We start from the raw sequence: 25581 nt of genomic DNA on the forward strand, positions 1-25581 counted from the left end.
CGATAAAGTGCGCCAGGGATGGAGCGGGTTTTCACTTAAGCGCGTCAGAGCGGTCGATATTACCTTCGGTATCCTTATCAATATGACGGGCTGGGCATTCGTACTTTATTCAGTCCACAAACTTACCGAAAGCCGTCAATCCGCTTTCGCTGTTCTGGATCGCTATCGGGTGCGCCTGCCGCCCGCACGGCCCCAGTTGCGCGTCGCACGCCATAGCACCGTGGCGTCGGCATAACCCACCGCGCGGGCCACGGCCGCGTTGGTCATGCCCTCCTGCTCGCGCAGCACCGCCACGCTGCGTTCGCGCTCCTCGCGAATGATCTGGCGCACGGAAGTGCCCGCATCGGCGAGGTGCCGCTGCAAGGAGCGGTCCGAGAGCCCGAGGTCCTTCGCGATATCGCCGACCACGAGCTTCTCGCGCGCGAGCCGGCGCGTCACGAGATCGCGCACCTGGTCCACGAGCGTATGCGGAATCGTGTCGCGCGAAATGAGGTCGGTGGCGTGGCGTTCCATCATCCGGGCCATCTGCACGTCGGCGCTCTTGAGCGGCGTGTCGAGATCGTGCGGGTGCACGACCACGCCGTTTGCCGGCTGCTGGAAGCGTACCGGCACCCGAAAGAGGCGCATGTAGGGCTTGAGATCCTCGGGGGCCGCGTGCTCGAAATGAATTTCGCACGGCGTCCATGCCGCGCCGCGCACCTGGCGAATCATGTGGCACATGGCGGACACGCTGTACTCGGCGTCCTGCCGGCGCGGCCAGATTTGCGTATGCGCGATGCGATAGCTCCACATCGGCCATGCATTGTCGGTCACGAGATCCACGGCCGTCGCGCTTTGCCACGAGCCAAGCGTATCGGTGAACTTACGAATGGCGGAGCCGAGCGTGGGCGACGACATGAATACGAGGCCAGCCGGCCCCAGTTCCGTGAGTTGCAATTCGGCGCCTAAACGCAGGCCCAGAAAGGGCTCGTCGAGCACCTGCGCGGCGCGCTCGAACGCACCTGCGTAGCGCCCGAGCGGCACGATTTCATAGGGATTCGAAAGCTGCCGGCGACTCAGGCCGAACTCGGCCAGCAATGCATCGCAGTCCGCACCAGCGGCGTCGAGCGCACGCACGATGGGACCCATCACGGCGCCCCGAATCATCGGAAAACCGCTGTTGACAGGCACTCTTTTCATGTCTCTCTCCGTTGGGGCCTGTATGCGCCAAGGTTTTTAGCTTTTTTAACTATCGATCGTCTCTGGCGCACTCTATCGCCCCTTTGGCGCGTTTTGCAAGCGCGAAAAAAATACGGCGTTTCTACGATTGACCCATCGACATTGCGTGAAACGCATGCGGATTCTTCATACCGTCCCACGCAACGTTGCGCCCACGTCATCCTTACGAAATGCTTATGAACACGAATCCGAACGCGCATCCGCTCGACCCGTTGAGCCTCGCCGAAATGCAGCTTGCCTGTGACATCGTGAAAGCCGCCGAGCAACTCGATGAATATGGGCGCTTTCCCGTCACCGAACTGCATGAGCCGCCCAAGGCCGAGGTGCTCGCCTACCGGCACGGCGATTATTATTCGCGCCGCGCCTTCGTCATCGCGATAGACCGCACTCGCACCCAAACGCTCGAATTCGTCGTGGACCTGCGCGAAAAGAAAGTCGAATCGCGCAAGGCGCTCGCACTGCAAAGCGCGCCCTTCGGCCAGCCGCCCGTGATGATCGAAGACTTCATGAATGCGGAACGCATCGTGAAGGAAGACGCTGCGTGGCGCGAGGCCGTGAAGAAGCGCGGCCTCACCGACGACGAACTCGAGCGCGTGCAGGTCGATCCGTTTTCGGCCGGCGCGTTCGACCGCCCGAACGAAAACGGCCGCCGCCTCGTGCGTTGCGTGAGCTATTACCGCGAGTCCCTGACCGACAACGGCTACGCGCACCCTATCGAAGGCGTCGTTGCCGTGGTGGACCTGCTCGCGCACAAGGTGATCGATCTGATCGACGACGGTCGCATCATTCCCATTCCGCGCACAAAGCACAACTACGACACGCCGAGCCTGGGCGAGCCGCGCAACACCGTCAAACCGCTCTCCATCAGCCAGCCCGAAGGTCCGAGCTTCACGATCGACGGCTGGCAGGTTAGTTGGCAGAACTGGACATTCCGCGTGGGCTTCACGCCACGCGAAGGGCTCGTGCTGCACCAGATCACCTGGGACGACGGCAAGAGCGCGCCGCGCCCGATCGTCTACCGCGCGAGCGTGACCGAGATGTGCGTGCCCTACTCGGACCCCACCACGAACCACTACTGGAAAAGCGCATTCGACGCGGGCGAATACGGACTCGGCAAACTCGCGAACCAGCTTGAACTGGGCTGCGATTGCCTCGGCACGATCCGCTATTTCGACATTCCGTCCGCCGACGACTTCGGCAACGGCTTCACGATGAAAAACGCCGTGTGCCTGCACGAAGAGGATTACGGCACGCTCTGGAAGCACTACGAATTTCGTACCGGCGTGTTCGAGATGCGCCGCTCGCGACGCCTCGTGATCTCGTTCTTCGCGACCGTGGGCAACTACGATTACGGCTTTTACTGGTACTTCTATCAGGACGGCACGATCCAGCTCGAATGCAAGCTAACGGGCATTATCCAGACCTCGGCGGTGGCCGATGGCGACACGTACCCCTGGGGCGGCATGGTCACCGAAAACCTGGGCGGCCCGACGCATCAGCACTTCTTCAACGCGCGCCTGCACATGATGGTGGACGGCGAGAAGAACTCCGTCACCGAACATGAATTCGTGCCGCGCGCGATGGGTGCGGAGAATCCGTACGGCAACGTGTTCGATACGACGAAGCGCGTGCTCAAGACCGAGCAGGAAGCGGCGCGCAACGCCAACGGTCGAACGGGGCGTTTCTGGAAAGTCGTGAATCCGAACGTGAGAAATCGCGTGGGCGCGAATCCGGGCTACAAGCTCATCATCAACGATTCGCCGCTCCTGCTCGCCGATCCCAATTCGAAGGTGCGCCAGCGCGGCGGCTTCGCCACGCGCCATGTGTGGGTCACGCCGTACGACACGACACAGCGTTACGCGAGCGGCGATTACCCGAACCAGCACGCGGGCGGCGACGGCCTGCCGCGCTATATCGAGGCGAACCGCAACGTGGAGAACGAGGACATCGTGCTGTGGCACAGCTTCGGGCATACGCACGTATGCAAGCCCGAGGATTTCCCCGTGATGCCGGTGGAGTATGCGGGCTTCATGCTCAAACCCAATAACTTCTTTTACGGCAATCCGGCAATGGACCTGCCCGGCGGGCGCGATCCGCACAGCGTGCAGGACGGCGCGAACGCGCCCGAGGCGAAGTCGTGCTGCCACGGCAAGCAGTGAGCACGCGATGACGTCGCGCGAGCGCCGCCTTGCCTCGTTGTACACGGCACGCCGCTTAAGTATCTGGGCGGCGGTGACGGTTGGCGCCAGCGCGCTTGCCGCAGGCATCATGAGCACGGCGATGCAGGCCGGCGCGCCGTTTGCGGCATTCGCCGCGAGCGCGCTGGCCCTGCTTGCGATGGCGTCGATTCCCGGCGCGCTCGTGCGCTGCTTCGCACAGCGCCCCACCGTGCCGATCGCGAGCGCACTTGTACTCACGATGGCGGCGATGGGCGAAGGCGCTCGCGCAGGCGCAACGGGCGTGACAACGCCGCTCCTGTTCGGCGGCGTCGCACTGATCGCAGGGGCGTGCCTGCACTTGCGGCGAGCGCCCGATAACGCGGCACGATCGTTGCACACGCACACAATCGCGCCAACGCGGCGCAACTGCATGCTGCTCATCGCACCCGCGCTGCTTGCGGGACTATCGAGCGGCGTGCTCGCGCGCTTCCAGTTCTTCGCCCTCTGTGGCGGCACTGCGATTTCCACCACACAGATCGGGGCATCGCTCGCCGCCGTAGGCATGGCAGGCTGGGTCGCCGATCGCGTCGATTACCGGCGCGCGCTACTTGTGCTCTTCGTCTTGCGCGGCGCGCTGCTCACCGCGCTCACGTTCGATTCGCTCGCGCCGTGGGCCGCGCTTGCCGCGCCCGCATTCGCCGTGCTCGACTATCTGACGCTCCCGACGCTCATGCGCGGCGGGCAAGCGACCCGCGCATCGGGCGCAAGCTGCCCAGGCCTCGCGCATCACGCGGGCATGCTGGCAGGCGCGGCGCTCGCCACCACGTCATGGGGCTTTGGACAAGGGTTCCATGTGCTGTTTCTCGCGGGCGGCACGCTCAATCTCGCATGCGCATATGCATTCGCTGACCAGCGCGATCGATTTACGCTGGATCGATCGACGAAAAAAATTCGCATTACTACTTAAATCAGGAGACGGTATGGACCGCCAGGACTTCACGCACACGATCCGCACGCAGATGTTCATCGACGGACGTTTCAGCGAAAGCGGCAATGGCCGCACGTTCGCCGTATTCAATCCCGCCACGGCCGCCGAGTTCGCGCAGGTGCCCGACGCCAGTGACGCCGACATCGACGCCGCCGTCGCGGCCGCGCGCCGCGCGTTCGAAGCCGATACCTGGCGCCGTATGCCGCCGGCCGCGCGCGAGCGCCTGCTGCTCAAGCTCGCCGATCTCGTCGAACAGCACGGCGACGAACTCGCGGCGCTCGAAACGCTCAACCAGGGCAAGCTGCTGGGCTTCTCGAAGATGCTCGAAGTGGGCGGCAGCGTGCAATGGCTGCGCTATATGGCCGGCTGGGCGACCAAGATCGAGGGCAGCACCGTGGATCTCTCGCTCGCGTTCCCGCCCGGCGTGCGCTACAACGCGTCCACGCGGCGCGTGCCCGCGGGCGTGGTGGCCGCGATCGTGCCGTGGAATTTCCCGCTGCTGATGGCGGTCTGGAAAATCGCGCCCGCACTCGCCTGCGGTTGCACCGTGGTGCTCAAACCCGCCGAGGAAACGCCGCTCACGGCCATACGCCTTGCCGAACTCGCGCACGAAGCCGGCTTTCCGCCGGGCGTATTCAATGTCGTCACAGGCCAGGGCGAAACGGCGGGCGCGGCGCTCGTGCGCCATCCGCAGGTCGACAAGGTCACTTTCACCGGCTCCACCGAAGTGGGCCGTATCATCGGCAAGCAATGCGCGAGCGATCTCAAGCGCGTGTCGCTGGAACTGGGCGGCAAGAGCCCCGTGATCGTACTCGACGATTGCGATCCGCAGCGCGCCATCGAAGGCGCGGCCGGCGCCATCTTCTTCAATCACGGTCAGGTGTGCACGGCCGGCTCGCGACTGTATTTGCCGCGCGCGCGTTTCGAGGAGATCGTCGACGGCATCGCACAGGTTGCGCGCACAACGGTGCTCGGCTCCGGCTTTGACGCCGCCACGCAGATGGGCCCGCTAGTTTCCGCACGCCACCGCGCCAAGGTGGCGGGCATGATCGCACAGGGCCGCTCGGAAGGCGGCGAAATCGTGGCGGGCGGCGGCGACGGCAATCGGCCGGGCTTCTTCGTCGAGCCCACGGTGATTTCGAACGCGGCCAACAAGGCGCTGACGGTCGTGCGCGAAGAAGTGTTCGGGCCCGTGCTCGTCGCCATGCCGTATGACGATGTGGAGGAGGCCGTCGCCGCGGCGAATGCTTCGGAGTACGGACTGGGTGCGAGCGTCTGGACCAACCAGCTCGACCGCGCGCTGCGCGTAGTGGACGGCGTGCAGGCGGGCACCGTATGGGTGAATACGCACAACATGGTCGATCCGGCGCTGCCCTTCGGCGGCTTCAAGGCCTCGGGCATCGGCCGCGAGCATGGCCGCGCGATCATCGACGCGTACACGGAGACGAAATCCGTCTGCATCGCCTATTGATGCTATTGAGCGTCGCGACACATTGTTAATCGAAATGGAACGATGAAACCCAGCGGCATGCAATGATCGCCGCCGTGGTTTCGTTCATGATCGAGCCTGCTCACACCACTCACGAGAAGGACTCCGATCATGAACGCATCCACGAATTCGCGCGGCGTTGCCATTGTCACGGGCGCTTCGCGCGGCATCGGCGCCGCCATTGCCGAACGTCTCGCGCGCGACGGCTACGCCGTTGTCGTCAACTACGCTTCGCGCAGCGCCGAAGCCAATGCGCTCGTCGCGAAGATCGCGGCGGACGGCGGCCGCGCGATAGCCGTGCAGGCGAACATCGCGAAGGCCGACGAGGTGCGCCGGCTCTTCGACACCGCAGCCGAAACGCTGGGCCAGCCCACGCTGCTCGTGAACAACGCGGGCATCATGAAGACCGTCACGATCGCCGAATCCACCGACGCGATCTACGAGGAGACCTTCGACATCAACGTGCGCGGCACGCTCAACACACTGCGCGAAGCGGCGACGAAGCTCGCGCGAGGCGGCCGCGTGATCAACTTCTCGACTTCCGCGCTCGCGATGAATCTGCCCGGCTACGCGCTCTATACGGCAAGCAAGGCCGCCGTGGAGACGATCACACGCGTGTTCGCGCGCGAGTTGCGCGGACGCTCAATATGCGTGAACGCGGTTGCGCCGGGGCCGGTGGCGACGGAATTATTCCTCAGCGGCAAGACCGAAGAGCAGGTCCAGCATTTCGCGAACATGCCGCCTCTGCAGCGTCTTGGCCAACCCGACGACATTGCGAGCGTCGTCTCGTTCCTTGCGGGCCCGGACGGCGCGTGGGTCAACGGCCAGGTGCTGCGCGCGAACGGCGGAATCGTCTGACACGCCGCGCGGCGCTCATTCACGACAGCGCGTGGGCAGAACTAGGTCTGAGAGCAGGTAGCCGTGGCAAGGAGCCGCGTGTCCCCGCCGATGCTACACTCCGTGCTCGAAAACGGTAGAAGAACCGAGCCGGCGCAATGGCGCGCCGGCTCGCGTTGCGCGCTCAACAGCGCGCCTCAACGACTCCAGACCATGTATCTGTCCATTCTCGCCGTCGGCATTGGCGGCGCGCTCGGTTCGCTGTTGCGCTGGGTTCTCGGGCTACGCCTGAACGCCCTCTACCCCGAGTTGCCGCTCGGCACGCTCGCGTCGAACATCATTGCGGGCTATGTGATCGGCGTCGCGGTCGCGTACTTCGGACGCATGCCGCAGCTATCCGCCGAATGGCGCCTCTTCGTCATCACCGGCCTCATGGGCGGCCTCTCCACGTTCTCGACCTTCTCCGCCGAAGTCGTTTCGCATCTGCAGAACGGGCGTTTCGGCTGGGCCGCGGGCGAGATCGCCATTCACGTGTGCGCCTCCGTCATCATGACGATTCTCGGCATCGCCACGGTCTCGGCATTGATTCGCTGATGGATAAAACAACGGCCGCGTTCGCCATTGGCGCAACGCGGCCGTGCCGATGAAGCGACTGACGACGCGACGGAACGATCAGACAGGACGCTCAGACAGGACGTTGATAGCCGCCGGGCAAACCGTCCTTCGAAAACACCCACTGCCAAAGCTGGATATCACGCGCGCGGAACGCACCGGCGCACGAAAGCAGGTAGTAACGCCACATGCGGTAGAACCGCTCGCCCATCTGCTCCTTGAAACGCGGCCACGCGGCCTCGAAATTCGCGTGCCACGCCATGAGCGTGCGGTCGTAATCGGCGCCGAAGTTATGCAGGTCTTCGGCCACGAAGAGACCGCCCGATGCGTCGGCGATCTGGCCGATAGTCGGCAGTTCGCCGTTCGGGAAAATGTATTTGTCGATCCACGGGTCGGGCGTGGTGTCGCGGCGGTTCTTGCCAATCGTATGCAGTACGAATAAACCGTCGTCGACCAGACAGCGCTGCGCGACTTCCATATAGGTGCGATAGTTCTTCGGCCCCACATGCTCGAACATACCCACGCTCGCAATGCGGTCGAACTTCTCGTCGAGCAACCGGTAGTCCTGCAAACGGAATTCGACGGGCAGATCCTTGCAGCGTTCGGCGCCCAGCGCGGCCTGCTCCTTCGAGATCGTCACGCCCACGCACGACACGCCATAGTTTTCGGCGGCGAACTTCATGAGACTGCCCCAGCCGCAGCCGATGTCGAGCAGGCGCATGCCGGGCTTCAGGCCGAGCTTGCGGCAGATGAGATCGAGCTTGGCGTCCTGCGCTTCGTCGAGCGTCTTCGCGCCGCCCGACCAGTAGCCGCAGGTGTAGGCCATGTTCTTGTCGAGCATCGCCTCGTAGAACTCGTTGCCGATATCGTAGTGCTGCTGACCCACCTTCCATGCGCGGCGCACGGTCTGGCGGTTCATGAGGCGCGCCTTGAGCGCGTAGAAGACGAGACGGGACGGATCGATCTGGTCGTCCAGATGCGCGCGCAACACATGCGCGAAGAATTCATCGAGCTGCTCGCAGTCCCACTGGCCGTCCATATAGGCTTCGCCCAGGCCCAGGTTGCCGAGCGCCAGCACGCGCTCGGGCAACTGCGGGTCGTGGATCTGCATGTCCCACGGCCGGGTGCCGTTGAACTTCACGTCCGCGCGCGCCAATAGCTGGGCGGTAAACCGCCAGGCCCCCGAAACGGTGGCCTCACGAACGGGATGAACTGCTTCGAGATCAGTCGTTGCCATACGTGCTCCATGTCGGCAGGAGTTGGGTCCTTGGTACCTTGCTCCGATGCCATTCAAGAGGTTGCTATCAAGACATTCGTCGTCGCGCGCGCTGCGAGAGGCTCTATGATGCACCCACTTCAAAAAACGTGCAGGAACACGCACAGCCCTTACTGGGCGGGCCATAATCGCAAACTCGACAAAACCCGCCGCGCCTGCCGAGGGCAAACGGCGCGCCCGATCTGGAGAACCCGACCATGGCCTACGACGACAAGAACATCTTCGCGCGCATCCTGCGCGGCGAAGCTCCCTGCATCAAGGTGTACGAAGATGACGCGACGCTCGCGATCATGGACGTCATGCCCCAGGCCGAAGGCCATCTGCTCGTGCTGCCGAAGGAAAGCGCCGGGATGATCTACGATCTTTCGCCCGAAGCCGGCGCCGCCGCGATGGCGACGGTGCAGAAGATGGCGGCCGCGATGCGCAAGGTGCTTGCGCCCGAAGGCCTGTTGATCGCGCAGTTCAACGGCGCCGCCGCGGGGCAGACCGTACCGCATGTGCACTTCCATCTGATTCCGCGGCGCGCGGGCGAAGAGCTGCGTCCGCATGCTCGCGAGATGGCGGACATGGCGCAACTCGAAGCGCTCGCCGCGCGTATTCGCGCGGCTATGTAAGCAATATGTATTACTAACGTTAGTTTTTATTCAGGCTTAAATACCGTCGAACTGAACGAATTCGTCGAGCGGTACGCGAGCCGAGCGCCACTGGTTGATGGGCGCGTGCGTGTCTTCGTGACCGATCGCCATGCCGCAGAACACCATGCGTTCGCGCGGCAAAGCGAGAAAGCCACCCACGCTTTGCGCATAGCGCGCCCAGCATTCCTGCGCGCAGCTATGCAGGCCGGCTTCGCGCAGGAGCAACATGACCGTTTGCAGGAACATGCCGAGATCGGCCCATTGCGGCGGGCCCATCTGCCGATCCACGCTGCAAAAGAGCGCGAGCGGCGCGTCGAAAAACGCGTAGTTGCGCGCGAACTGGCGCAGCCTGCCCGGCCGGTCCTCGCGCGCAATGTCGATGCTGCGGTATAGATCCTCGCCCACCTGGTAGCGACGCTCGCGATACGGCGAACCCAGTTCGCGCGGATACACGTCGTAGTCCATCTGCTCGCCGCCGGGCGCCTGCGCTATGCGATCGGCCATGATCGACTTGAGCTTCGCGAGCGATTCGCCGCCCACGACATGAACATGCCACGGCTGCAGATTGCCGCCCGAAGGCGCGCGCGCAGCGGTAGCCAGCACGCGGCGAATGATGGCGGGGTCCACCGGATCGTGCAGGAACTGGCGCACGGACTTGCGGCTGGTAACGGCTTCGCTGACCTTCAAGCAGATTCTCCTCGGGGGATCGACGATGCATTATCGGCGATACCCCGCCCGGCTGCCGGCGCTCGAAAGCAGGGAGTGCGGGCTGGCGTCAGAATTTATGACGGATTCCCACCACGACGAGCGCCTGATTGTCGGCGCCCGAACTCGCGCCGAAGGCGCCGATCGATGCCTGCGCAACGATACTGCAACCCTTCGCGTCGAGCGTGTGGCCGCTCGCCTTCCTGGCAGGCGGAGAACGAACGATTTCTGCGTTGCTCAGGGAGGGCGGCGGACTTTGCAAAGCGCGCATCGCGCCAGGTTCTGCGTGAGCGCTTTCCTCCCTCGCACGGAACCTGCTATAATTCGCGTCCCGCCGGAGAGATGGATGAGCGGTTTAAGTCGCACGCCTGGAAAGCGTGTATAGGTTAATAGCCTATCGGGGGTTCGAATCCCCCTCTCTCCGCCAGATTCAGGACAAAAGCCCCGTATAGTCAATGACTTGCGGGGTTTTTGTTTTTTCGACCCACAAACCGACCCACTTGCGCGTCGATATCCGCATCGCCTAAAGCTCGGGCGCGGCCGCAATGTGCCACTGCACGAACTCCGGGTCGAACAGCCCAATCCCGCCGCACTTCGATGCGTCGGCAACGACCTTAACCGGCGCAGTGCGAAGCGCCTGGCGCACCGCCTTAGTGCGATGGGTTCCGTTCGTGGACGGCCTGGTGCGTCTCGCGCCTGGCGAACAGGCGCGCCTGTTCGTGCAGGCTGTCAATCATCTTGACGGTTGCCGGATCGCCCTCGAATCAGGGTGGATCGTTCGCCCATATATGAATCGTCTGACTGCGCCGGCGCAACGCGCCGCCTGGGCGTAGCAGGATACGTACGGTCCGGCCACCCTGACACTGCAACGCACACAGAGGGCAACTCTCCGCACTTCTGGCCTTCTCACACGCCCCCCTCAAAGTCATATCGCAGACGTTTCACGCGGTTCTTCGTGCGCCCCAGCACCGCGCAGTTCGGACACCAGCAACCAGTGAGCACAGTCGCGGCCGTCGACTCCCACTCGTGACCGCGTGCACAGCGCCAGCGCAGCTTCTCCTTCACGTTGACGTAGGTGTCGGACAGGCATTCGCCCCCGCGTGCTGCTGCCAGCTTGCGCATGCGTTCGATACCCCTCTCGGAGTGGTCTTCGCGCTCGCAGTCCGGGCACCAGAATCCTCTTATCACGTTCACCGGCCTGCCACGCCATGTATGGCCTCGCCTGCACTGCCACTCCAGCGGCGTCTCCCCATCAATGTAGCGCTTCGACAGACACCGCCCGCCGCGTTCCGCCGCTAACGCGCATACCCGGTCAAGCTCCTTTCTGCGCCGGTTTTCACGCTGGCAATGGGGGCACCAGTTACCACTGCGCACGTGGTCGGCCGTAACCTCCCACTCGTGGCCTTCCGCGCAACGCCAGCGCAATGGCTGTTTGGGGTCGTAGGTATCGGACAGGCATTCTCCGCCGTAGCCTGCCGCGACTGCCCGTATCTTGTCCAGGGTGACACGCCGCTCCGCAAACAGGCACTCCTGACACCAGTTCCCCGCACGAATCCCCGCAGCCGAGCTTTTCCAGCGGTGTCCCGCCGAACACTCGAAAAGCAGCGCCAACCTGCTGTTGACATACTCATCAGACAGGCAGCGTCCTCCGCGCTTCTGCGCGTCTGCCTGGATGGCGGACAGATCCAGCCTGCGCCGTTGTAGCCAGCAGATCCGGCACCACGTCCCGTTCTTGATATTGTTCGGACGTGCGAGCCACCGGTGCCCTTCGGCACATTCCCACTCCAGATGCGTTCTTGCGTTGACATACTGCGCCGACAGGCATTTGCCGCCATGCTTCGCGGCCATAGCTTGCATTTTCCCTATCGTCAGGCGCGGCAGACCGACCGAATTTTTTCTCGGTGAAGTCGTCATGGTGTTGCGTCAGTCGGCGCGTCGAGAGGCGGCAGAAAGCAGAGGATCGCGCGGCCTTCGTCTGCGCTCTCGGTCGCGACGCGCAATTCACCCGGCGCGGGTTCATGGATACGCACCCAGGCTGGCGGCGAAACGAGAAACGGCACCGCGTCCGGGTGCCGGAATTTGCCCTCTAGACTCATGCGCTCACGCTTCGCGGGTCGGGCCGCCGTCCTCACGCCCCATCACGATCCACGTAACCGGGCCTTCGCTACGGTCGCGGCGAATGCCCTCGGGGAAGGTGTCGCCCTTCTTGAACATGCGTTCCTGGAGGAACGCCCCCGGCGATTCGAGCACGCCCCAGCGCCCCGTGTGCGGGCATTGCTCGCCGGTCCTGCGGGAAATGTGGGGCTTCGGGGTGTCGGCGGCGCTTGCTGCGGCCTCGCGCTCACGCGCGAAATCCACTAGGTCCTTCGGATACACGAGATTGTCGCGATAGCTGCTGTCGTCAATGTCCCACAGCACCGTCACCAGCGCGGCCTCCAGGCACCAGTAACCGAAATAGAGACCGTCCGTATGCGCGCCGTACCAGTAGGTCGGCTTCATGCCCTTGTACCAGCCCTCGACAAACTCCTTGACCAGCGCGGGCCGTTCGTCGGGTTTCCTTATCGTGGCGCTGGCAAGTGGCCGATACGGCACAGCATGGAGCACCACGCGCGGCGCTTCGACATGCGTACCCGTCAGCGCCTGCACCACATTTTCGAACAGCCCGTCACGCCCTCGGTTGAATTCGAGTGTTTTGTCCACCCAGCCGATGACGGTTGGGATGAACTCCGAATGGCCCAGCAACCTGCACAGCGCGAGCAGCCAGAACACATACACGTAGGCGTCTAGCTGGGTGATCTCAAACGTATCCGCCACGTTCTCGGGCGGATTCTTCCCACGCGGAGATATAGCGCTCTCAACGTAGATATCGAAGCGCCTGATCACGTCGGGGAACTGCGTCCTCAATTCCTCGATAGGCTTACCCGCCGTGTAATCGAGCAATAGCGATTCAAGACTGTCAGAGGCAATTGACCATCGATTACGTGAATCCGCGCCAGGCGCTTTGTGCGTACTTGACGACAGCGAGTCGTAAGCCAGTTGGATCCCATATTTATAAGCATCTTCATCTTCGCGATAGTCTTTTTCGCTCAGAAATTTCTGTCGCCGGTTCTTGCTAAAGTCAGTCATTCAAAGCTCCCTGATGTATCGCTTTCCGACTGAGCCGGGGCAGATTGCGAGGTCTTTTCGAGGTTCATTCCAGCACCCACAACATCGATCAGCACAAACAGCTTCGACGACGATCCCGTTGGACCAGGTAAGCAGATGAACATCCAGCGGACATATCCTGAATCTTTTATTTTTTGATATTGAGCCTTGCTTTCCCTACGCGTCATGTCACCACTTTTCACCTTTCGATTCAGCGCCTGTGGAATTCGCCTCTCACTCCAAGGCTCGCTCATCTGCGTGCCGTCGCAGGTTTCGCCCAGCCGCCGCTTGGCTTCCTTCTGGATACCATCGGTATCACTGGGATCGAAGCTTTTCGATATGTGCTTCGCCTCAAACACCACGAACAGTGGATAGGCTATCGCACTCGTAGTCTCCGGGTTGAGTGCCGCATAGTGTGGCCTGGGTGGCCTGATCGCTTCGGGAATGAACACCAGCTTGCCTCCAGGCGGCGGCTCGCTCACGTCCTTCGGCATCGGGTTCGGCGCGCTCATATCGGCCTGCTTCTCAAACAGACCGTCGAGGCCTCGCCCCTTCGGCGGATCGACAAGCCGCTGGTAGCCCAGCGACTTCTCCATCAGAATATAGCCATCGTTCTCACACTTCGCGCCGTTCTGCTTGTTGACCTCGGTCTGCGGCTTGCACTCCTGGGTTTGTGTATCGACCTTTACGTCAGTCCGGACTTCGGGCGCGGGGATGGGCAGTTGCTGCTTGCGAAGATACTCCGCATGCAATTTGCGCATGTCCTCATCTTCGGTATTGTGCTCAAAGGCATTCGATGGCATCACCACGATAACTACCGTGAACAGCGCCATCCCTCCAAGCCGCAGCAATAGCGGACCGAGACGACTGGCCGCAGCCTCGCCAATTCCCTCGACCGCCGCAGGGGCCTCAACCGGCGGCACCACCCTCAGCGACGGCGGCGGCTTTGGAAATACGGGATCATTGGCCGGAAAATCGGTCACCGGCGCATTGGGGGCAGGGAGCGCCTGCGCCAGCAGGACCGCGCCCCCCTGGGTCGCCGCCTGCAACGTGCCGTCTTCCATCTTCAGCACGTCCAGCCACGCCTGGGCTTCGGCCTGCGCCGTCTTCCGGCCTCCTGACCAGTCGAAATTCTCTACGTATTGCTTCGCATTGCCGTATGCCTGGCTGTGCATGAACGCCCGTACGGCAGGCCAGGTCCCGCCGTCGTTCACGATGCCGAGAAAGGTGCGCGCCGTGCCGTAACTCGGCATGAAACCCGAGAAGAAAAACGAGAGGTGGTCCGAGGCAAGCGATCGCTCGCCACCACTGAGCACCCACGACAGGAAATCGCGCACCAGATGCAGGAAATCGTCGTCGTCGTGAAACCCCTTCACGCGGGAGAGCCATTGACCGGCAATCGCCAGTGCGGACTGCTGCTGGCGGATCACGTCGATGGGGTAGAACAAGGCGAGAAAGCGTTCGATTTCCGCTACGGACATGCGTACTGCGTCCCTCAGGTCCGGTTTGACCTGGGTGATGGGCAACACTCTTGCGATCATGAAAGGAACGTCCTGACAAGGTTGATACCGGACTGCGCGTCGGTGGCTGCGCCGGAGTCGCTGTTGGGGCGTTTCGGTTCGCCCGCCCACTGGCGCGCGTCCTCGCCCAGACAGGCGGTGCCCTGACCGGGCTGCATGCCCTCGAGACGCGCAAAACCCTCGTCGTCAAGCGTGCCTGACAGGGTCGTGCCATTCTTCAGGCGCACCGTGTAGGGCGCGTTTTTGACCGGCTCAAGGTCCTCGTAGTGGTGACTGATTTCGAGGAAGTGAGGCAGGTCGCCGACCCTGCCGGAAGGCAGCACGGGGAGGTTGGGCCCCTGCGATGCCTTGCCCTGCTTTTGCACCGTGATGGTCTTGAGGAACAGATCGCCGGGACCGCCAAGCGTAATGCTGCCGTCCTTGATTTGCACGAACGCGCCGCCACATTCCAGGATGATTTCCTTCGCGGCCGCGAGATTGACCTTGCCGTTGACGCTGGCAAAGTTCACGTCCTTTGCAGCCGTGAGCGACATGGGACCGCCCTGGGCCTGGATATCGACCGGGCCTTTGGCCGCAAAAATCTTGATGCCGGCCTTCTGCACGAACACCGATATCTTCTCGACCGCCGCGACCGTGAAACGCTTGAGCACGCTCCAGTCGGCGTTTTTCCCGGCCACGTACGAGATACCGCCCTGCGTCGAAAACTGCACGCCACCGCCCGCGACGAGGCCCGCCGATGCGGGCGTGCTCATCAGCAGCCCCGGCTGCTTGAGACCGTCCAGATCGTCCTTCATCTGCTGCTGGGCGTCAGTATCGGCGGGTTCGGCCTTCGCGCTGCTGGCGGATGCGGCCAGTGCCTTCGCGGTCGCCAGCGCGCTTTCAAGCTGTGCAATGGTCTCCTGCATGTCCAGTTGCTTGCCGGTCGCGGCGGGGCGGTCGTAGGCGGTCAGCATCATGCCCTTGCCCGCGCGATTCACCCCGTAGCCCGATGTTCTCGCCTCGAAGCCTTCGCCCCGGTATTCGAGTTTGTTGTTAATCAGGTAGCCGAGATTCAGTTGTGACTTGCCCGAATGTTCCGTGCCAAGTTTGATGCCTTCCTGGCCTGCCCAGTCTTCCATCCGCAGTTTGTTGTTCTTCTGCGTGCGGATCATGTTGCGCGAGAGCCAGCGCCGGTCATTCGTGATGCGGTCGCGCGCCTGGCTGTGGTGATGAAAGCCGGTAATTTCCGGCTTGTCCGGGTTGCCGTCGCGGCAGGTAATCACGGCTTCGGCATCGTCCAGCGCAGGGAAGTGCATACCGGTTTGCAGCTTGCCCGCGAACGGTTTTGCAAGGCGCAGCGGTACGCTTTCGCCGCCGTTGGGCCACGTTTCGAAGTCCGCATCGAAACGAACGACATAGTGGCCTTCCGACGTAATGTAGGAATACGTGTAGGAATCCGGACTGGTCACGCGCGCTGAAAGTGTGCCGCTCACCCTGGCCCAATTCTCGGGTTCCAGTTTCAGGCGGAAACGCCGGTCGGCGGGGATGGCCCTGTAGCGGTTCGTATAGGGCTTGTCGCGTGCGCCGCTGTGCGTGATCTCGACAATAAGCTGGCCTTCCGGCGCATCGGGCAGCACCATATCCGTTTCGAACACGCGCCCCGGCTGCAAGGCCAGTACGTTGCTTTCGCCTTCATAGACGACCTGCCAGGCGATGGCCGCTTCGTGCCGCAGTTGGGCTTCCCGTTTCGCCCCGGTCTGGTCGAGGTGGTGAGTCCCGTACACATAGGGCTGGCCGTAGGTCGTGGTATCGCCCGGGGCAACGTTGGCCGTATCCCGAAAACGCTCCCAAGCCTCTTGAGGGTTATAGTCCGCGACAATCACCGACTTCGACACGACAACGGAGTGGGTCTTGATCGACGTGACCGCTTCTACGCCGCCCGATTCGAGTCCCGCCGCTTCGCGGTACGGCACGATCAGGCGGGGTTCATAGATGTAATGATCCACGTCATCGCCATAGACCACCTGATCGCCGTGTTCGCTCTCCTGAATATAGAAAAAGATGCCTGATTTCTCCTGCATCATGTGACCGTATGCGGCGTCGGTCATGCCGTATTGCATACGGAAATCGTGCTTCGGATAGGTGCCGCGCAGCCGAAAAGCGAATTGATGTTCGCGCAGCCCATGCTCGCGCAGCCCCGCCGCCAGGATGTCAGGCGTGCTCGCGTGCTGGTAGATTTTCGTGCGCGTCGTCGTCGCCAGCCGTCCAATGTGCGACCTGAGCAGGAATTCGTGCGTAACCTCGTCGTGCGAGGTTTGAAGCACCGAGATACGCTCGATGACACCGCTCATTTCCCGCGTGGTTTCATCTTCCTGTGTGATGGAAAATGTGGCGTCCTGGTTGAGGAAGTCAGACCGCGCGAGTTGCTGCGGATGCGTCGCCACGATCAGCACTACGCTTGCCTCGCTCATTTTTTCGGTGGCCGTGAACGACACCACCGAGAGCGCGGCGGCGGCGGGCGTTCCTGGCACGTCGAGGCGGTACGCCTGTCGGCCAGTGAGCAGGTTTGAAACCGGATCAATTTCCGCCATTCTTATGCGTCCCCTTAATCGGTCGAATGCTCATGCTGGCAAGGCGGTGTGCTGCCAGCAATCAGATATGTCCGAAAGTGAGATGGCGTTTTTTTTGCGCACAGGATCCTCGCTGTGCAATTGGTCGGTACCGCTGCGCGTTGTTCATGCCGCGTTCTTGATTGCCACGTCACCTTTCAGCTTCGTTGTGGCTGGCGGTGAACAGGCAAACATGGATCTCGCGCAAGGGCCGTTGTCTTGAGTCGCGCTACTCATCACCTGATAACCGGCAACGCTGCCAGCAGTCAGGAGAGGGGCGATGGACAAGATCATCGGGGCAGGCAACAGAACAAGCGTGAATGGCGTCGCGCGCGACGGCGCGGGCAACGTCTCAGCAGGCGAGCGGGCGCGGTCGTTCAGGTGCGGGTCGCCGTCATGAGCACGAACCGCAAGCAAATCCGTCTTGCCGGGGAACTGGGCTGTTTCGTACAGAAACGGTACGCCCGCAAGGCGCGCAACATCTACAAGCCCAATGACCGCCGCCACGTCAGGCGCACCGAAAAGACCCTGCGCAAACTGCGACCGGAAGAACTCTCCGATCTGCTTTCGGGCGACTGCGAGCCGGAGACGACAGACTGAAAACCAGGTTGACCGTCACCCCCCGGTTAGTCGAAGATGCGGCAATATCCGGCTCGCGCCCATCGTTTGCCTGAAGCGGCATTTCTCACGGCTGGCGGCACGTTTGAAGCGCCAGATTGAAGATCAGCACGGCGGCCGCCACTTCCCAGCCATTGCGCAAGAGAATGCTGGAGGACGTCCAAAACGGCAGTCTAGAACCTGCGATCTTGCGTACAGCAGTGTCTCAGGGCTTGTACCTTGGGGAGGAGGCTATGCTAGTTGTGCACTTAGAGGCGTTAACAGAATGACTTTTGCAGGCGTCGCCAGCATATGATGCAGCAGGGGATTCTGAGGAAAGCCTCGTGGATGAAAGCGAGCTGTTCGAAGCGGATGCGCAGTCGGCGAAAGGTTCGAATCCCCGTCTCTCCGCCACCGAACACATAAGGCTCCCCATGAGGGAGCCTTATCGTTTCGGGTGATTCAACAGGGTATCGGCTACTCCAGCGAAACCCGCGACGTCCTGCGCCACGGCTCACGCGGCGAGCGCGTCCCCCTCAATTGCACCCACTCACCGTGCAATACCTGTTGTACACAAGCCCTTTCCCATCCATCCCCGAGATAGTCCGCGTCCCGTTGCCATAGTTCGTGATCGTCTCGGTCCACGTCGACCCATCGGCAGCCTGCCCGGTGATGACCGTCGTATCGCCAATCGAAGCCCCCGTCTGCTCCCACGCCTCGCCCGGCAGCTTCTGCTGATACCCGTTGACCGTAGACGTATTGCCGAAGCGCTGTACCGTATACGAGTTGCCCGATTCGTCGATGCAGTTCTGGAAGGCGTCGTTGCCCCAGCATTTGGCAAATGCGTCGGGCGCCGCAAAGGCGCCGAAAACGATAAGACTGAGTGCAATGCGCTTCAATGACTTCCCCGACCAAACGCCCTTTTTCTGGCTCGATTCAACGCAAATTCCCGCGCAGCGCACGGAATGGCACCTGGGCCCTCCCGCGACACGAGACGACCCATCTGGTTATCGGACAAAAGAAGAATGACTTGATAGTCCGCCGGGAAAGCGCACAGCAGCACGGCGAGCCATTGAACAGAAAAAACGTCGGGCCGCAGCCCGACGCCGAATTCCCGCGTACTGCTTCGAGGACCGGCGCGGGAACGAGAGGACTTCAGTATCTCCTCGCCAGCCCGTTTTTAAAGTGCTCGACCGCACACCGGCAATCACGTCCTCGCACTCATGGATGACGGATATAGTCCACCAACGCAACCGTATAAGCGTCCGGCTTGCGGTCGAGCAGACTCACGCCAATCGCCACGAGAAAGCCCGCGGGCACGCCGAACACGCCCGAGCTGATCGGCTCGATGCCAAACCATCGCGAGCCCGCGAAGCCCGTGAGCTGCGTAAAGAACGGATACGTCGAGACGATGTAATAGACGCACACCGTCAGGCCCGCGATCATGCCGGCCACGGCGCCCAGGCGCGTCGTGCGTTTCCAGAACACGCCGAGCACGAGCACAGGAAAGAGACTCGACGCCGCGAGCGAAAATGCCGCGCCCACCAGAAAAAGAATATTGCCCGCATTGAGCGACGCCACATACGAAGCGAACAGCGCCACGCCGAGCAGCAGGATCTTCGACATCGTCACGCGCCGCTGGCTCGATGCGGCCGGGTCGACCATGTGGTAGTACACGTCGTGCGAGAGTACGTTCGAAATCGTGAGCAGCAGCCCATCGGCGGTCGAAAGCGCGGCCGCGAGCGCTCCCGAGGCAATGAGCCCCGACATCACATAGGGCAGCCCCGCAACTTCCGGCGCGGCGAGCACGACCATGTCGGGCTGCATCTGAATGTCGCTCCAGCGCACCACGCCGTCGCCGTTCACGTCCGCGATGCTGATGAGATACGGCTCGACGCGCCGCCACTGCATGACCCAATGCGGCAGGTCGTCGAAGCGCTGCCCCACCAGATGCGTGAGGATCTCGAACTTGATCAGCACCGCGAGCACGGGCACGGTCAGATAAAAGAGCGCGACGAAGAAAAGCGTCCAGCCCACCGAGCGCCGCGCCGACGCCACCGAGGTCGTCGTGTTGTAGCGCGTGAGGATGTGCGGCAGGCTCGCCGTGCCAAGCGAAAGGCACAGCAGCAGCGAGAGGAAGTTGCGCTGATGAAGGCGCCGCTCGGCGTCGTCTGCGGCGGGGAACGGCTCGTTCATCGGCACGGGCGGCGCGGCGCGCTCGAGCAGGTCGTCGCGCTGGCGCGTCCACACCATGCGCGCGGCGTCCACGTCGCGCGGGAACGCGTTCAGTTCGCGTTGCAGCGAATCGATGTCGCGCAGCGGCCCGTTGTGGCGGCGCAGGTCCGCGAGCGATTCGACGAGATGCGTTTTCTCCGCGACGTACGACTGCGGCAGCGTGTCGAGACGCGTCTGCCATTGCGCCGCGCGCGTGCGGTAAGCGTCGCGCACGTTGGCTTCGGCGCTTGCTCCGCGCACGTCGCGCTCGAGCGCTTCCACGCGCTGCATCACGCTGCCGTAGTCGATTTGCGGCAGCCAGCCCAGGCCGTCGCGATGCGCGATCAGCGAAACGGGAATCAGGATCGCCGCGATCAGGATGATGTACTGCGCGACCTGCGTCCACGTTACGGCGCGCATGCCGCCGAGAAACGAACACACGAGGATGCCCGCCAGTCCGCAGAAGATGCCGATGGCGAAATCCACGCCGATGAAGCGCGTGGCGATCAGCCCCACGCCCTGGATCTGCGCGACGAGATAGACGAACGAGCAGAGGATGGTGGCGAGCACGGCGAGCGCGCGCACGAGGTTGCTCGAAAAGCGCGTGCCGAGAAAGTCGGGAATCGTGTAGCGCGCGAGCTTGCGCACGTACGGCGCGAGCAGGAACGCGACGAGGCAGTAGCCGCCCGTCCAGCCCATCAGATACGCGAGGCCGTCATAGCCGCTCGCGTAGAGCGAGCCCGCGAGGCCGATGAACGACGCGGCGGAAAGCCAGTCGGCGGCCGTCGCCATGCCGTTGAAGAACGAGGGCACGCGCCGCCCCGCCACATAGTATTCGACGAGGTCCGAGGTGCGCGAGAGCAGCCCGATGACCGCGTACACCGCGATCGGCACGAACAGGAACACGTAGCCGATCCACATGCCGGGGCCGGTGGCAAGCTCGATGCGCCACATGACGTAGACGAAGGCGAGAAAGCCGAGCGTGTACAACGCGTAGGAGCGAATGAGCCGGTGCGCAAGCCTCATCGTTGCTGCGCCTTGCTGGCTTCGCGGATGGCGAGGTCGGCTTCGCGCGCGGCTTGCAGCACGCGGTCGGCGCGCTGCATCAGCACGATATAGATCGCGACGAGCAGCACGTAGAGCAGAATCGCGCCCTGCGCGCCGAGGTAGAACGGCAGGCTGAAGCCCGCGAAGCGCACGCCGGCGAGCGTGCGCGCAAAAAGCGGCGCGACGAACGACGCGAGAAAGCCAATCGTCATCAGCACGGCGATCAGCGCGACGTTGAAGCGCCAGTAGCGCCGATGCGCGCGCGCCATCGCCTCGCTCACCGGCGGTGGCTCAGGCAATGGATTGAGGTTGTTCTGCGGATGGGTGTGTGGCGCGGCCATGCGCCTATGTAGCAAAAACGCGCTGGGCCGGCAATCGGGGCCAATGCGGGGGCCAATGCAGGGGAATGCATGGGCCAGGTGGCGGCCCATGCGCGCATCGACGGCGGGCGCGGCGCCCGACAAGGCGCCGCGCGAAACCTGGCTTTTAGAGCGATTCGCCGAGCTGGTCGAGAATCGCCGGATTTTCCAGCGTCGAAACGTCCTGCGTGATCGCCTCGCCCTTCGCGAGCGAGCGCAGCAGGCGGCGCATGATCTTGCCCGAACGCGTCTTCGGCAGGTTTTCGCCGAAGCGGATGTCCTTCGGTTTCGCGATCGGCCCGATCTCCTTGCCGACCCAGGCGCGCAGATCGTTGGCGAGCTTCACGGCTTCGTCGCCCTGCGGACGCGTGGCCTTGAGCACCACGAAGGCCACCACGGCTTCGCCGGTCGTGTCGTCGGGACGGCCCACCACGGCGGCTTCGGCGACGAGCGGGTTCGCCACCAGCGCCGACTCGATTTCCATCGTGCCGAGGCGGTGGCCCGAGACGTTCAGCACGTCGTCGATACGGCCCATGATCGTGAAGTAGCCGGTGTCCTTGTCGCGCACGCTGCCGTCGCCGGCGAGATACAGCTTGCCGCCGAGTTCCTCGGGGAAATAGCCCGTCTTGTAGCGTTCCGGCTGGCCCCACACGTTACGGATCATCGCGGGCCACGGCCGCTTGACGACGAGAATGCCGCCCTGCCCGTTCGGCACGTCCTGGCCGGTTTCGTCGACGATCGCGGCCATGATGCCCGGCAGCGGCAGTGTGCACGAGCCCGGCACGAGCGGCGTCGCGCCCGGCAGCGGCGTGATCATGTGGCCGCCCGTTTCGGTCTGCCACCACGTGTCCACGATCGGGCAGCGCTTGCCGCCGACGTTTTCGTAGTACCACATCCACGCTTCGGGATTGATCGGCTCGCCGACGGTGCCGAGAATGCGCAGCGAGGAAAGGTCGTAACTCTTCGGATGCACTTTCGCATCGGCTTCCGCGGACTTGATGAGCGAGCGGATCGCCGTGGGCGCCGTGTAGAACACGGTGACCTTGTGCTTCTGGATCATTTCCCAGAAGCGGCCCGCGTTCGGGTACGTCGGCACGCCCTCGAACATGACCTGGGTCGCGCCGATCGTCAGCGGGCCGTAGGCGATATAGCTATGACCCGTGACCCAGCCGATGTCGGCCGTACACCAGAACACGTCGTCCGGCTTGTAGTCGAAGGTCCACTTCATCGTTTGCGCGGCCCACAGCAGATAGCCGCCCGTGCTGTGCTGAACGCCCTTCGGCTTGCCCGTCGAGCCCGACGTATAGAGGATGAAGAGCGGATGTTCCGCGCCCACGGGCACCGGCGCGCAGGTCTCGCTTTCAGCCGCCGAGAGTTCGTGCATCCAGTGGTCGCGGCCTTCCTGCCAGGCGACCTTGCCGCCCGTGCGCCGGTAGACGATCACGCTGTGCACCGCGTCGCAGCCGCCCATGGCGAGCGCTTCGTCGGCGATGTTCTTCAGCGGCAGCGCCTTGCCGCCGCGCATCTGTTCGTCGGCGGTGATGAGCGCGACCGCGCCCACGTCCACCATGCGTTCGTTGAGCGACTTCGACGAGAACCCGCCGAACACCACCGAGTGCGTAGCGCCAATGCGCGCGCAAGCCTGCATGGCGACCACGCCTTCCACGGACATCGGCATGTAGATGACCACGCGGTCGCCCTTCTTCACGCCGCGCTTCTTAAGCGCGTTGGCGAAGCGCGCTACGCGCGCGAGCAGATCCGTGTACGTGACGTTCGTGACGGTGCCGTCGTCGGCCTCGAAAACGATCGCGACGCGCTCGCCGTTGCCCGCTTCGACGTGGCGGTCGAGGCTGTTGTACGAGGCGTTGAGCTCGCCGTCTTCGAACCACGTGTAGAACGGCGCCTTCGATTCGTCGAGCACCTTCGTGAAGGGCTTTTGCCAGGTCAGCGTTTCGCGCGCGAGGCGCGCCCAGAAGCCTTCGTAATCGCGTTCGGCTTCGGCGCACAGCGCCTTGTAAGCGTCCATGCCGGACACCGTGGCGCCAGCCACCGCTTGCTCGGAAGGCGCAAAGACGCGGCGTTCCTGAAGAACCGATTCAATCGCAGACATCGACAATCCCCTGGTGAAGATGAAACGTCAAACTCGTGGACACGCATGAGCATTTCCAGGCTCCCGCGCGCCGTCTCCGTGCACCGCCGCCCGCTTGCAACCTGCCTGCGGGCGCGATGCTATTGGCTTGCGCCGCGAGCCGCCATTGCGGCATCGCAGCATGCATGAGGGCGCGAGATTCGCAGCACGAACGTGCGGCAAAGCGATCTTCGCCAACCACCCATGCCAGCAAGGGTAAGCGTAGCAACTTACCGGCCACTTACGCACGCGCATGCGGAGATTCCGCGCCGCGCGCCATGGCAAGCAAGTAAGCAGACATTTAGAATGCTAACTGAACTGCGCACCCGGATTCCAGCTTGAATCGCTATTCCTTTTTTCTCGTCGCCTCGATGCTGCTCGTGGGCAGCAACGTCGGCATCGGCAAGTCGATCGTCGCCTTCATCCCCGTTCCGCTCTTCGCGCTGCTGCGCTTCGTGATCGCTCTCGCCGTGCTCGGGCCGCTCTTGCGCCGCGCCAAAATGCAGAAAGTGAAGCGCGGCGAATGGGTCAATCTGTTCCTCCAGGCCCTGTTTGGAACATTCGGGTTTACGCTGCTGATGCTCGGCGGCGTGCATCGCACGAGCGCGGTCGCGGCAGGCGTCATCACGAGCACCATTCCCGCCGTGGTCGCCCTCTTCTCGTGGCTTTTCCTGCGCGAGCGCCCCGACGCACGGGCGCTCGCTTCCATCGTGCTCGCCATTGCGGGCATTGCGGTCATCAATCTCGCGCACGTGGGCGGCAACGGTGGCGATAGCGGCGCAAACTCGTTCGGCGGCAACCTGATGGTGCTCGGCGCGGTGTGCTGCGAATCGCTCTACGTGATCCTTTCGCGCCGTCTCACGCAGACGCTCGCGCCGCTCGATATCTGCGCCTACACCCACCTGTTCGGCTTTCTGCTGATGCTGCCCGTGGGCCTGCCCGGCGCGCTGTCGTTCGATTTTTCGAGCGTGCCCGCGGGCATCGGCTGGCTCGCGCTCTGGTACGGGCTTTCGGCGAGCGTGTTCTCGTTCTGCCTCTGGATGCTGGGCATTCGACACGTACCGGGCAGCATCGCCGGAGTGTTCACGGCCGTGCTGCCGGTGGCGGCTGCGCTATACGGCATCGCGTTTCTCGGCGAGCGCCCCACGCCCGCGCACGGCATCGCGCTCGCGTGCGTGGTCGCCGGCATCGGGCTGGCGAGCCTCAAGACGAAGCGGCTACCGCCGGCGGCATCGTAAGCGCTGTGAAAGCATCGGCGCGCGGACGGCGCTGCCGGAATCCCGGCGAGCCCTTGCTGCGACGCTGTACAATAACGCCCGCCCGACCCCTTGCGCGCGCCTTCTGGCCCTGACCAGACGGTCCCGCCCAGGCGCCGCCGCCCGATTTCGTCACCGTGATTGCCCATGTCCGCCGCACGCCCCCAGCCGCCTTCCGCCGCCGCACCGGGTAAAGCCCGTCGCCGCATGCGTCCGCTGCCCAGCATCATCTTCATGAGCCGCTGGCTGCAGGTGCCGCTCTATCTGGGTTTGATCGTCGCGCAAGTCGTGTACTGCGTGCTGTTTCTCAAGGAGGTGTGGCACCTCGTGAGCCACGCCACCACGCTCGACGAAACCAGCATCATGCTGGCCGTGCTCGGCCTGATCGACGTGGTGATGATCTCGAACCTGCTCATCATGGTGATCGTGGGCGGCTACGAGACCTTCGTCTCGCGCCTGAATCTGGAAGGACATCCCGACGAGCCCGAATGGCTCGATCATGTGAACGCCGGCGTGCTCAAGGTAAAGCTCGCCATGGCGCTCATCAGCATTTCGTCGATCCACCTGCTCAAGACCTTCATCAATCCCGACGCCGTATCCGAGCGCACGGTGATCTGGCAAGTCGCCATTCACTGCGCGTTCCTGCTCTCGGCGCTCGTGATGGCGTGGATCGACCGCATCACCACGCATACGCACCCCGAGCATTACCACGACCTCGCCGCGCGCCATCCGGTGGCCGGGAGCGTGGAGGTGCGCGCCAGGGCGACATCGGAGTAGCCCCTCCGACGCGCCAGACACACTATTCAAAA

Annotated in this window: 20 protein-coding genes, 1 tRNA gene and 1 pseudogene; 10 read left to right on the forward strand and 12 right to left on the reverse strand. The window is 63.3% G+C overall.

Annotation, left to right across the window (positions count from 1 at the left end):
- Window positions 1-162: 162 nt before the first annotated feature.
- Window positions 163-1179: an AraC family transcriptional regulator gene (locus U5768_RS25405; RefSeq protein ID WP_322033138.1), complete on the reverse strand. Its 1017-nt coding sequence runs from the start codon at window positions 1177-1179 to the stop codon at window positions 163-165.
- A 215-nt stretch (window positions 1180-1394) separates the two neighbouring features.
- On the opposite strand from U5768_RS25405, the gene U5768_RS25410 reads away from it, so the two are divergent.
- From U5768_RS25410 to crcB, 5 genes are all read left to right on the forward strand, one after another.
- Window positions 1395-3377 carry a primary-amine oxidase gene (locus U5768_RS25410; RefSeq protein WP_322033139.1) on the forward strand — a complete coding sequence of 661 codons (1983 nt, stop codon included), beginning with the start codon at window positions 1395-1397 and terminating at the stop codon, window positions 3375-3377.
- 109 nt (window positions 3378-3486) lie between these two features.
- The gene (locus U5768_RS25415) at window positions 3487-4344 is read left to right on the forward strand and encodes a hypothetical protein (RefSeq protein WP_322033140.1); all 858 of its coding nucleotides are present in this window, start codon (window positions 3487-3489) and stop codon (window positions 4342-4344) included.
- A gap of 13 nt (window positions 4345-4357) precedes the next feature.
- Complete coding sequence (styD, locus tag U5768_RS25420) at window positions 4358-5836, forward strand: phenylacetaldehyde dehydrogenase StyD (RefSeq protein WP_322033141.1); 1479 nt, start codon at window positions 4358-4360, stop codon at window positions 5834-5836.
- 129 nt (window positions 5837-5965) lie between these two features.
- The gene (locus tag U5768_RS25425) at window positions 5966-6712 is read left to right on the forward strand and encodes an SDR family oxidoreductase (protein WP_322033142.1); all 747 of its coding nucleotides are present in this window, start codon (window positions 5966-5968) and stop codon (window positions 6710-6712) included.
- 192 nt (window positions 6713-6904) lie between these two features.
- Window positions 6905-7285 carry a fluoride efflux transporter CrcB gene (crcB, locus tag U5768_RS25430; protein WP_322033242.1) on the forward strand — a complete coding sequence of 127 codons (381 nt, stop codon included), beginning with the start codon at window positions 6905-6907 and terminating at the stop codon, window positions 7283-7285.
- A gap of 91 nt (window positions 7286-7376) precedes the next feature.
- Here the strand turns inward: crcB and cfa are convergent, their stop codons facing one another.
- A complete protein-coding gene (gene cfa, locus U5768_RS25435) occupies window positions 7377-8540 on the reverse strand; it encodes a cyclopropane fatty acyl phospholipid synthase (protein WP_322033143.1) in 1164 nt (387 codons plus the stop codon).
- A 236-nt stretch (window positions 8541-8776) separates the two neighbouring features.
- On the opposite strand from cfa, the gene U5768_RS25440 reads away from it, so the two are divergent.
- Window positions 8777-9193 carry an HIT family protein gene (locus U5768_RS25440; RefSeq protein WP_322033144.1) on the forward strand — a complete coding sequence of 139 codons (417 nt, stop codon included), beginning with the start codon at window positions 8777-8779 and terminating at the stop codon, window positions 9191-9193.
- A gap of 36 nt (window positions 9194-9229) precedes the next feature.
- Here the strand turns inward: U5768_RS25440 and U5768_RS25445 are convergent, their stop codons facing one another.
- Complete coding sequence (locus U5768_RS25445) at window positions 9230-9901, reverse strand: nitroreductase (protein ID WP_322033145.1); 672 nt, start codon at window positions 9899-9901, stop codon at window positions 9230-9232.
- Window positions 9902-10255: 354 nt separating this feature from the next.
- On the opposite strand from U5768_RS25445, the gene U5768_RS25455 reads away from it, so the two are divergent.
- Window positions 10256-10346, forward strand: a tRNA-Ser gene (locus U5768_RS25455).
- 479 nt (window positions 10347-10825) lie between these two features.
- Here the strand turns inward: U5768_RS25455 and U5768_RS25460 are convergent.
- The 4 genes from U5768_RS25460 to U5768_RS25475 all read right to left on the reverse strand — a co-directional run bounded on the left by U5768_RS25460 (window position 10826) and on the right by U5768_RS25475 (window position 17153).
- On the reverse strand, window positions 10826-11833 hold the full coding sequence (locus U5768_RS25460; protein WP_322033146.1) for a hypothetical protein: 1008 nt from the start codon (window positions 11831-11833) through the stop codon (window positions 10826-10828).
- A gap of 186 nt (window positions 11834-12019) precedes the next feature.
- Window positions 12020-13045 (reverse strand): PoNe immunity protein domain-containing protein, encoded by a 1026-nt coding sequence (locus tag U5768_RS25465; protein WP_322033147.1) that lies wholly within the window; start codon window positions 13043-13045, stop codon window positions 12020-12022.
- Entirely contained in the window at window positions 13042-14604 is a 1563-nt protein-coding gene (locus U5768_RS25470) for a hypothetical protein (RefSeq protein WP_322033148.1), read from the reverse strand. Before U5768_RS25470 ends, U5768_RS25465 begins: the two co-directional genes overlap by 4 nt.
- Window positions 14601-17153 (reverse strand): type VI secretion system tip protein VgrG, encoded by a 2553-nt coding sequence (locus U5768_RS25475; protein WP_322033149.1) that lies wholly within the window; start codon window positions 17151-17153, stop codon window positions 14601-14603. Before U5768_RS25475 ends, U5768_RS25470 begins: the two co-directional genes overlap by 4 nt.
- 414 nt (window positions 17154-17567) lie before the next feature.
- On the opposite strand from U5768_RS25475, the gene U5768_RS25480 reads away from it, so the two are divergent.
- Entirely contained in the window at window positions 17568-17771 is a 204-nt protein-coding gene (locus U5768_RS25480; protein ID WP_322033150.1) for a hypothetical protein, read from the forward strand.
- Between the two features lie 275 nt (window positions 17772-18046).
- Here the strand turns inward: U5768_RS25480 and U5768_RS25485 are convergent.
- From U5768_RS25485 to acs, 5 genes and pseudogenes are all read right to left on the reverse strand, one after another.
- Window positions 18047-18157: pseudogene (locus U5768_RS25485) on the reverse strand (IS5/IS1182 family transposase); the annotation flags it as partial.
- A gap of 147 nt (window positions 18158-18304) precedes the next feature.
- Entirely contained in the window at window positions 18305-18667 is a 363-nt protein-coding gene (locus tag U5768_RS25490; RefSeq protein ID WP_322033151.1) for a hypothetical protein, read from the reverse strand.
- Between the two features lie 322 nt (window positions 18668-18989).
- Complete coding sequence (locus tag U5768_RS25495; protein WP_322033152.1) at window positions 18990-21008, reverse strand: VC_2705 family sodium/solute symporter; 2019 nt, start codon at window positions 21006-21008, stop codon at window positions 18990-18992.
- Window positions 21005-21370 carry a DUF4212 domain-containing protein gene (locus tag U5768_RS25500; RefSeq protein WP_322033153.1) on the reverse strand — a complete coding sequence of 122 codons (366 nt, stop codon included), beginning with the start codon at window positions 21368-21370 and terminating at the stop codon, window positions 21005-21007. Before U5768_RS25500 ends, U5768_RS25495 begins: the two co-directional genes overlap by 4 nt.
- Before the next feature lie 145 nt (window positions 21371-21515).
- Window positions 21516-23498: an acetate--CoA ligase gene (gene acs, locus U5768_RS25505; protein WP_322033154.1), complete on the reverse strand. Its 1983-nt coding sequence runs from the start codon at window positions 23496-23498 to the stop codon at window positions 21516-21518.
- Window positions 23499-23854: 356 nt separating this feature from the next.
- Between acs and U5768_RS25510 the strand changes: the two genes are divergently transcribed.
- Together U5768_RS25510 and U5768_RS25515 are read left to right on the forward strand one after the other, a co-directional pair.
- Window positions 23855-24754 (forward strand): DMT family transporter, encoded by a 900-nt coding sequence (locus U5768_RS25510; protein WP_322033155.1) that lies wholly within the window; start codon window positions 23855-23857, stop codon window positions 24752-24754.
- A gap of 165 nt (window positions 24755-24919) precedes the next feature.
- Window positions 24920-25549, forward strand: coding sequence for a TIGR00645 family protein (locus tag U5768_RS25515; RefSeq protein ID WP_322033156.1), 630 nt, complete (start codon window positions 24920-24922; stop codon window positions 25547-25549).
- Window positions 25550-25581 lie beyond the last annotated feature (32 nt).

This window comes from Paraburkholderia sp. J76 (assembly GCF_905220295.1).
Taxonomy (GTDB): Bacteria; Pseudomonadota; Gammaproteobacteria; order Burkholderiales; family Burkholderiaceae; genus Paraburkholderia.

Excerpts from the sequence above, each read along its gene's own strand:
- U5768_RS25405 (WP_322033138.1), bottom strand. The coding sequence starts at position 1,179 with ATGAAAAGAGTGCCTGTCAACAGCGGTTTTCCGATGATTCGGGGCGCC.
- U5768_RS25410 (WP_322033139.1), top strand. The coding sequence starts at position 1,395 with ATGAACACGAATCCGAACGCGCATCCGCTCGACCCGTTGAGCCTCGCC.
- U5768_RS25415 (WP_322033140.1), top strand. The coding sequence starts at position 3,487 with ATGAGCACGGCGATGCAGGCCGGCGCGCCGTTTGCGGCATTCGCCGCG.
- styD (WP_322033141.1), top strand. The coding sequence starts at position 4,358 with ATGGACCGCCAGGACTTCACGCACACGATCCGCACGCAGATGTTCATC.
- U5768_RS25425 (WP_322033142.1), top strand. The coding sequence starts at position 5,966 with ATGAACGCATCCACGAATTCGCGCGGCGTTGCCATTGTCACGGGCGCT.
- crcB (WP_322033242.1), top strand. The coding sequence starts at position 6,905 with ATGTATCTGTCCATTCTCGCCGTCGGCATTGGCGGCGCGCTCGGTTCG.
- cfa (WP_322033143.1), bottom strand. The coding sequence starts at position 8,540 with ATGGCAACGACTGATCTCGAAGCAGTTCATCCCGTTCGTGAGGCCACC.
- U5768_RS25440 (WP_322033144.1), top strand. The coding sequence starts at position 8,777 with ATGGCCTACGACGACAAGAACATCTTCGCGCGCATCCTGCGCGGCGAA.
- U5768_RS25460 (WP_322033146.1), bottom strand. The coding sequence starts at position 11,833 with ATGACGACTTCACCGAGAAAAAATTCGGTCGGTCTGCCGCGCCTGACG.
- U5768_RS25465 (WP_322033147.1), bottom strand. The coding sequence starts at position 13,045 with ATGACTGACTTTAGCAAGAACCGGCGACAGAAATTTCTGAGCGAAAAA.
- U5768_RS25470 (WP_322033148.1), bottom strand. The coding sequence starts at position 14,604 with ATGATCGCAAGAGTGTTGCCCATCACCCAGGTCAAACCGGACCTGAGG.
- U5768_RS25475 (WP_322033149.1), bottom strand. The coding sequence starts at position 17,153 with ATGGCGGAAATTGATCCGGTTTCAAACCTGCTCACTGGCCGACAGGCG.
- U5768_RS25480 (WP_322033150.1), top strand. The coding sequence starts at position 17,568 with ATGAGCACGAACCGCAAGCAAATCCGTCTTGCCGGGGAACTGGGCTGT.
- U5768_RS25495 (WP_322033152.1), bottom strand. The coding sequence starts at position 21,008 with ATGAGGCTTGCGCACCGGCTCATTCGCTCCTACGCGTTGTACACGCTC.
- U5768_RS25500 (WP_322033153.1), bottom strand. The coding sequence starts at position 21,370 with ATGGCCGCGCCACACACCCATCCGCAGAACAACCTCAATCCATTGCCT.
- acs (WP_322033154.1), bottom strand. The coding sequence starts at position 23,498 with ATGTCTGCGATTGAATCGGTTCTTCAGGAACGCCGCGTCTTTGCGCCT.
- U5768_RS25515 (WP_322033156.1), top strand. The coding sequence starts at position 24,920 with ATGTCCGCCGCACGCCCCCAGCCGCCTTCCGCCGCCGCACCGGGTAAA.